This is a genomic window from Streptomyces sp. NPDC041796, from assembly GCF_055590785.1.
The window spans coordinates 809-4,862 of the sequence record NZ_JBVJAH010000074.1; the positions used below are offsets into that span (position 1 = coordinate 809).

Here is a 4,054-nt window from a genome sequence, read left to right on the forward strand (position 1 = left end):
CCTCCAGTACGGTCAGAACCGGAGTGCTTGCCGGCGCGTAATTGGCGTTGCCCGCGAACCGCAGCTGGAAGAACGCGGGAAGAACACTTAACGCGGGGGTGGTCAAGGTGATACGGCCAGATGCATCAGTTACACCATTGATTCCCGTATTAGTTCCGGTGTCGCATGAGGTTGCCGTGGGGCACTTGAAGAGCGAAATCGGTGCCCCTGAGAATCCGTTACCAGTATCTGTTACCGTCAGGCGTCCTGTAATGCTGCTCGAGCCGCCGACTGCAACGGGAGTAGCCGCTGACTCGGCCCACTGATCCCCCGATACAACCGACAGGATCGTGGACACCGAGGGGCCGTAATGGAAGTTACCTGGCCACCGTAGCTGAAAGTAAGTCGGCAGCGTTCCGCCACTGAGGCTGATGCTGACGCGGCCGGTTCCCGCGGTGGTGCTTGCAGTTCCCAGTGCGGTGGTTGAGGGGCAGCTTGTTGAAGAGTCGCAGGCGTAGAGTGCGGCGTTTGCTCCGCCCACACCTGTCTGGCCGTCTGTCAGGGTCAGTGATCCTTCCACGGTCACGGATGACCCGGGAGTACCGGTTGCCCGCACGTTCACCCAGCGGGTTGCCTCCAGTACGGTCAGAACCGGAGTGCTTGCCGGCGCGTAATTGGCGTTGCCCGCGAACCGCAGCTGGAAGAACGCGGGAAGAACACTTAACGCGGGAGTGGAAATCCTGACCCATCCCTGATCTGCCTGGGTCGTGGTCACTGTCGTAACAAGGTTGCCACTACCGCAGCTGCTGGCTGACGCGCATTGGTACAAGCTGACGGAGACGCCGGAAACGCCGGTTTGCCCGTCGGTCAGGACTAGACGGCCCGAAATCAGGCTGGTGCTTCCAACTGCGGTGGGGTCGGCGGTGATGCTGCCAGGCTGCCACTGCACGTTGGGCGTCACTGTGACGGTGAACACCTCGGACATCGCCTTCGGTTCTGCGGCAGTTCCAGCGAACTGCAACTGATAGGAGGCCGTTTGGGTCACGTTCGTCACTGTCACGCTGACGTTGCCGGTGCTGCCTGTGGAGCCCGTGCCCACCTGACTGGACACGGGAGGCGAACAGTCGGTCCTCGAAGCGCAGCGGACAAGGGTGACCGCAGCATTGGGAACAGGTGTGTTGTCACTGTGTGCCAGGGTGGAGGCAACGGTGAACGAGCCACGGTACTCGGTCGATCCGGGTGCGGAGGGGGTGGTGAAGCCAATGGAGGTTACGGCTCGGGGCACAAGTGCTGCGGATTCCACATAGCTTGTTCCGCCGTTATAGGCGAGACCGAAGAAGGCGGACTTTCGGATAGGTGGGGTAGTGATCGTCACACGGCCACTGCCATCCGTAACGGCCTGGTAGGTGCCCGGCTTTGAGGCGATGTTACAGCCGGCGCCGTTAGCATCGCACCGGATAAGATCCACTGATTGTCCCGCGATTGGCGTTCCGGCAGTGTCGGTGAGAGTTCCTGAGACGGTCGTGGAGGAGCCTTGGGCAACGACATTTGCGCCGAGAGTCAGTCCGGTCAGCCTTGTCAGCGCAGCTCCGCGTAGATGGTAGTTTGCGTTAATCCAGTTTCGCAGGTCGAAGCTAGCCCCTAATGCGACGTTGGCTGCTGCATAATAGTTCTCCCGGGTTGTCAGAACCGACGTATACTCGTGCGTGATACCTGAATCCGGCGTCCCGGCCTGTGCCGTCTCGCAGCTCGTCGGGTCGATGTGACGGAACTGCTCCACATTCATTTCTAGCCTGAAGCGTTTCACCAGGGCGGCGTCCACGACCCGGTACCACGCCACCGCGTCGGCGGGATCCATCATGAACCCGGACCCCGACGCGTGAGAATCATCCGGATCGTTGTTGTAAAGGCATGACATCGAGCCGACGTGATCCTGTAAATTGAGCCACAGCGGCCCGCTTCCGTTGCCGTAGGGGTCGAAGGCGACCGTGTTGGCCGCGAACTGCATCGATAAGGCCCTCAGATTGTCATCCAATTGCTTTCGCGAGTACACACCCGGAATGTCCGGCGTAGAGGGCAGCATGTCGAATCCGACGGACCACATGAACGCTCGTGGTGCCGCAACGGTCGATAGTCTTCTTGCATATTCCGTAAGGAATGTGGTGTACGCCGACGCAACCGAGTTGCCGATCGTTGACGATCCGTCTGCAGCTGTCAGGCCAAAGTAATTCAGAGTCGCCTCAGTGGAAACGTACCAGTCATACGTCACTCCCGGAGCCACTTGTTTCACATGCTGATTAAACGCCATCGCCGCAGCCTCTGATCGACCCAGAACGTTCGCCATCACAGCTGGATTCCGGATCCCGTCCAGGTACATGTCTTTCGGAGCGGGTGTGCCGGGCGGGTTGAACTGCTGCTCATAGTCAGCATCTAGATTCACCGTGCCCACGAACACCCGCTCGAACTGGCAGGTGCCATTCCCTCCAGGAAAGAACGGTAGGATCTGGTCGACCAGCGACATCAAATAGGTGTCGCGAGCCGTCGACGGGTCGGCCGACACACTGGACCCGCCAGAGGCCGACACGTCCGTTAATACAAGGTTCTGGATGTAACCCGGTTGTGACGGGTCGTGATGGTCATTGCAGATCCTCCGCAGCCACGCCCCCAGGTTGCCCGCGGTACCGGCCCACGACATCGCCGTCGACAACTGCACCATGAGGCTCTTCGCGGGCACGCTCGATGCATTGGGGCTCACCGCCCAGACAGCAGTGCTCGGCACGGCCACACTAATCGCAACTACCAGGCCGACAAGGGTAGCCATGGCACGACGCAACCCGCCCATCCCGAACACCCCACTCTAACGAGATGCTGTCTCTTGGCCACCCCACAGCGCCCTACCGGGCGACTACGGCGACTGCGGCTCATGCGAACCCAGCCACTGAAGGAAGAGGGGCAGAGACACCGCACGTGACGCGTCACGATGCACCGCATGGACTGCAGACCCGGGCACCGACGGCAGCAAGGAGTCATCCAAAGCTGGCCCACGTTGCCCCTGGACGGCGGATCACCTCGGGCAGCCGGGTCCGGGTGGCATCGCTATGAGGGGGCGCATACCGGAATCCATCAAGGTCGAAATGGACTTCACCCGCCAGTCTTTCGGGAGTGCACGCCTTCGGCTTGGGTATTTAACGCTCCCAATCCGCCAGCAAACGAGGTCAATCAGTCGGCCGCGCGCACCGGACGCGATTGCAGACCGGCAGACACGTCCTTGCCGAGTCTGATCAGAAATTCATTGAACTCTTCACCCCGATGGCCGGCGGTGGGGTGAGCCAATCACCTTGCTGGTGGCCACTTCTGGGACAGCGACGAGCGTTGTGGTGCCGGCGAGGACGTCGTCGTGGGTGGTCCGCTGGGACCTCCGGGCATCATCGGCAGCACGGGCTGGGGAGCGGTCCAGCGCCTGGATCTGGGACTTCTCGTCCACGCGAAGACCAGAGCCCGCTCGGGCGGGTCGGGATAGAGGAGGACGACGTCACAGACAGCCGCAGAGCCTGAAGCGCTCCATCCCCCAGCTTTGCACCGTCGACCTTTCCAGTCCGCCCGCTATGCTATTTCCAGGGCGAGCCGACCGCCTATCCGCCTGACCGGTGTGCACGCCACCGGTTGCTGGAGAAGGTCCCACGGGATCCGGCGCACGAAGTGCACGATGCTGAACCATTCACCCCTTACAGCGGCGTGGGGTCGGCTGGCCGGGAGATGACCGTGACCAAGCGTACCGCCGTGCAGAAGCGAGCCCGCGCGCTGCAGGCCGAGTGCGGCGTCTGTTATCACGCCGCCCTTAACGTGGCCCGAGCCCAAACTGACCCACAGCGCACCATCACCACCACAGCTGAACTGCGCCCAGGCGGGCGGCCGGGGGAGCTCATCCTCACTGTTGGGCATCACGAGCACGTCATCCGCTGCGGAGCTGTCGGGCTGGACCAGTGAGGTGCCTCGAAGTTCTCGGACAGGTGTCCAATAGGATCGCCTGGAACAGGGAACGAGGAAGTAGTGGCGCCACCGAGGAAGTACTCGC

General features: G+C 61.8%; 1 protein-coding gene and 1 pseudogene. Both read right to left on the minus strand.

Annotated elements, in window-relative coordinates:
• Positions 1–2,800: MSCRAMM family protein (locus ACZ6C1_RS38630; protein ID WP_469247704.1), on the minus strand; the 2,800-nt coding region annotated here is incomplete at its 3' end.
• Positions 2,801–3,225: 425 nt separating this feature from the next.
• A pseudogene (locus ACZ6C1_RS38635) lies at positions 3,226–3,519 on the minus strand (IS630 family transposase); the annotation flags it as partial.
• Between the last annotated feature and the right edge of the window lie 535 nt (positions 3,520–4,054).